The organism is Streptomyces sp. DH12 (assembly GCF_020873895.1).
GTDB lineage: Bacteria > Actinomycetota > Actinomycetes > Streptomycetales > Streptomycetaceae > Streptomyces.
On record NZ_JAHWGT010000920.1, the window covers coordinates 1 to 468 of the forward strand.

The 468-nt window shown below is 70.3% G+C and carries 1 protein-coding gene; it reads left to right on the forward strand.

The features are described from left to right. Positions 1-2: 2 nt before the first annotated feature. Positions 3-468, forward strand: a 466-nt coding sequence (locus LPA54_RS37785) for a methyltransferase dimerization domain-containing protein (RefSeq protein ID WP_308112928.1), incomplete at its 3' end; no start/stop codon positions are given.

The window sequence follows — 468 nt, forward strand, 5'->3', positions numbered from 1 at the left end:
GAATACGAGCTCCCCCGCCGCCCATGCGGCTGAGGGAGCTCGTATTCGGAGCGGCGTGCGCGGCCGCCGTACGCGCGGCCGTCCGTCTGGGCGTGCCCGACGCGCTGGACGACAGCCCCATGACCGTCGACGACCTGGCGGCGGCGGTGAAGACCCAGCCGCACACCCTGCGGCGGCTGCTGCGCGCACTGTCGTGCCAGGGCGTCTTCACCGAGAACCCCGACGGCACCTTCGAGCACACCGAGATGTCCCGGCTGCTGCGCGAGGACGACCCGCACAGCCTGCGCTACATCGCCCTGTGGTGCACCGAGCCCTGGACCTGGAACGTCTGGCCGCGGCTGGACGAGGCGGTGCGCACCGGCGGCAACGTCTTCGAGGAGGTGTACGACCAGGAGTTCTTCACCTACCTCAACGAGTCGGCACCCGAGTCCGCCCATGTCTTCAACCGGGCCATGACCACCTCCAGCG